The organism is Aporhodopirellula rubra (assembly GCF_014192335.1).
GTDB classification, from domain to species: Bacteria; Planctomycetota; Planctomycetia; order Pirellulales; family Pirellulaceae; genus Rhodopirellula; species Rhodopirellula rubra.
Map to the genome: position 1 here is coordinate 1 of NZ_JACHXU010000057.1, position 2,821 is coordinate 2,821.

General features: G+C 53.8%; 4 protein-coding genes. All 4 read right to left on the reverse strand.

Annotated features, from left to right (window positions below):
* Nucleotides 1-436 precede the first annotated feature (436 nt).
* On the reverse strand, nucleotides 437-601 hold the full coding sequence (locus tag FHS27_RS30495; RefSeq protein ID WP_184310211.1) for a hypothetical protein: 165 nt from the start codon (nucleotides 599-601) through the stop codon (nucleotides 437-439).
* Between the two features lie 94 nt (nucleotides 602-695).
* Complete coding sequence (locus FHS27_RS30500; protein ID WP_184310213.1) at nucleotides 696-923, reverse strand: hypothetical protein; 228 nt, start codon at nucleotides 921-923, stop codon at nucleotides 696-698.
* A gap of 132 nt (nucleotides 924-1,055) precedes the next feature.
* Nucleotides 1,056-1,577 (reverse strand): hypothetical protein, encoded by a 522-nt coding sequence (locus FHS27_RS30505; protein ID WP_184310215.1) that lies wholly within the window; start codon nucleotides 1,575-1,577, stop codon nucleotides 1,056-1,058.
* A 249-nt stretch (nucleotides 1,578-1,826) separates the two neighbouring features.
* Nucleotides 1,827-2,267, reverse strand: a complete 441-nt coding sequence (locus FHS27_RS30510) for a hypothetical protein (protein ID WP_184310217.1) — start codon at nucleotides 2,265-2,267, stop codon at nucleotides 1,827-1,829.
* Between the last annotated feature and the right edge of the window lie 554 nt (nucleotides 2,268-2,821).

Below are 2,821 nucleotides of genomic sequence, written 5' to 3' on the forward strand. Positions count from 1 at the left end.
TCCTGTCCGTAAACGTCCTTCATCGTTGGCCTCCGTGGAATCGAGATGCCTCGATTCTACAAGATTGCCGAAGTTATTTCCGAACAAGTCCTTAGGTCGTCGAAGTCGCGCATCCGGAGCAGCGTGAAGTATGGCAATGCCGTAAAAACAGCGAGGACCATAATGGTAGCTTGGCGCCCAATTGGGTTGCGGCAAATAAACGTTGAGGCGTTCAGCACTTTGTAGAGAAATCCTCGGCCGGATACGTGTCGCAGCGAAGACGCTTCAGTCGGAGATTCATATGGGTTCGGCATGCAGAGCGAACTCTTGCGGTACGAAGACGGCCGCCCTGTCGGGTAACGTTTACGATCAGCCGGCGGCGACGGAAGATTAACCACTTCAAAACGCCCGACTTCGCCGCTTGGTTGCATCGGATGGTTCCCCGTTCATCTGTCCGTTAATACGTGAAGATCGTTGCATCGTCGAAACCGCCATCCAATTTTGCAGAAGCCTCTACGTGGTAGTCCGAAAGTCGGCTATCGGTGCCACCCCAGTCATGTCCGCCACCGCTGAAATCGATACGAACGCAATCAGAATCGTTAAGCGGACGAATCGTAATCATGCTGGGGCAAGTCAGCGAATCACGTATCTGTTTTGCAGTTATCGTTAGCGGCGGTTCTTCCTGACTCAGCAGCGTCCTAAATTGCGAAAGACAATCAGCGGCGAAAAAATCGCGAAATTTCTTGAACCATGAATTGTGCGTCATCCAAATGCGATTGGCTGTCGGCGTAAGACTTGCCAGCAAATTCGTCGGATCGTATCTGGTTCGTGTCGAACGTGAAGCAAACCGTTAGACCGTTGAAATTGCGGTCCGCGACAAACATCTGGAAATGTTTGTCCCAGCGAATGCCGTCAAACTTCGTGTTGCCTTTTGAACCGCCCATGTATTCTTTAGTTGGGGAACGTCCCGGATCAACAAGTCGCGATTAGCGATCCTCTATTCTCAATACGCGCGCGAATCGCGACTTTGGTGCATCCGTTTGTTCGCCGCTTCGAAGCGGGTTCACGTTGTCAGTTCAAGTTGATGTCACGAACAGGAGTGCGAGCATAGCGGTACATCCCATGGTCACGTAACCACCAGCATACAAGAGTCGCATCGAACGAGTCATGCGCATTGGACCAAACGACACAAGCATTCCTGTCCGAATCACGGACCATTTTGCAATCACGAACATCGTCAGACCAACCGCAAGTCCTGACGCGATTGCAAGCGCCGTTTCGTCCGGTTGGCGTGCAACGAGATTGCGAAATGTGAAAATAAGTGGAAGGGAAAATCCCACCACGATGCCGACAATGGCGATCAACGCTAGTGAATCGAATGGGATGGCGTAATGGTGGACGCTACCATCAGCATCACGACGGCGGAGCAAGAGAGACATGCGGTCCTCTTCATTTTGGGACAAAGCTTGAAGCACTAAGCTCGATTTCGTAGTCATCGCTCGGTGTTGATTCGCCGGTAATGCAAGTAAAGCACCCGCAGCCAGCTTCTGCGGAACCAACAATCCAAAGCGGTTTGCCGCAGCTACATCGCCTGCCATCGCGGTGGGCAGCAATCGCGTCGTCCAGACGTGCAACAACGTCGCCCCGGCAATCGGACGGGTTTGACTTCAGAAACAGGTCGACGTAATCGTCTTTTGGGATCAGCTTGAACCCGCTCTTCGTTCGTTTCATGATGAATGTCGTGTTTTGGGGGCGTGATTTGAGTCGGCGAACGGTAGAAATCACGGGGAACGGGCGAAAGACTTGCAAGCAGACGAGAAAACGGACCACCCGTTCTCCCGTGCATTTCATGGTTCTGCCTTTTCCTGCGGTGCGTTAAGTCGTCGCGACCCACTGATGAGTATACCACAAGCAACCGACACACCGACGATCAGCCCAATCACCATGAACGCAGGTCCCTGTCCATTCGGGCCAGCGAACATGAACATGACGGCAGGTGGCATCACGATTGCGATGGCAGAGTACTTCAGTTGCCGATGAAAAATCGTGGGATCGTGTGGCCAATTGTGCGACCGGAAACGGTAGACAATTCCGCCGATGATGCAGCCGGTGAGAACGACAGCGAACCCAATCGGGTTTTGGCGTGCGAGGAAAGGGATCGCCCCAAAACCGCCAAGCAGTCCAAACCCCACAATGTAGAGAGCGGGGCCGCGACGAAGGCGGTACGTCGATGGGTTTGGTTGTGGCTCTGTCGTTGGCGGTGCGTATGGATTTGACGTCACGGACATGACAGATTTGATTGGCAGAACGTCCAAGGTCACCGGGTAAGGGCGTTCGGTGAAGTTGGGATTGGGGAAAAGACTGACGCCCTTACTCCGGTGCACCGAATTGTTCCGCATCCGAACCGGCAGTCAGCATGGGGAGACATCTGTTTCGAAGCTTCCATTGTAGCAGCATTGTGGGAGCATGTGCCGAGCTTGGGATCGATGGTGGGCAACGGCGTTGAACTCCGTGATCGTGCTTGAGGTCGAACACACCCATCCGAGCACGGATCGAGCATCGGGATCGCGAGCATCATTCGAGCGCACCGGTCACCAACCTGGATCGAGCGCACCGATCACTGCGGACGACGGAGCGTGAGGTTTTGATCGACTGCGGAACGACAGGCGTCACCGAGCACGGCCAGTGTGGTTTCCACTTGTAAATATCTTATGCCGTGCTTCGGTGCACGCCATGGTTCGTCGATCGCGTGAACTCAAATCCGAAACGCAATTTTTTTCGAAATCACTGGAACTGAGACATGGGAGTTTGGAAGCGGAGCCTTCGTCGCGGTCGCGAGTTC